The 212-nt window shown below is 66.5% G+C and carries 1 protein-coding gene; it reads left to right on the forward strand.

Annotated features, from left to right (window positions below; genetic code table 11):
- Nucleotides 1–212, forward strand: a 212-nt coding sequence (locus CN601_RS21770; protein ID WP_142317395.1) for a collagen-like protein, incomplete at both ends; no start/stop codon positions are given.

Raw genomic sequence — 212 nt, forward strand, 5'->3', positions numbered from 1 at the left:
ACAGGCCCAACGGGATCAACCGGCCCAACCGGAGCAACAGGCCCAACCGGAGCGACAGGCCCAACGGGATCAACCGGCCCAACGGGTCCAATAGGAGCAACCGGCTCAACAGGCGCGACAGGATCAACCGGTCCAACGGGAGCGACTGGCCCAACGGGAGCAACAGGATCAACGGGAGCAACCGGCCCAACCGGAGCGACAGGCCCAACGGG

Source organism: Bacillus sp. AFS017336, assembly GCF_002555445.1.
Classification (GTDB): domain Bacteria; phylum Bacillota; class Bacilli; order Bacillales; family Bacillaceae_G; genus Gottfriedia.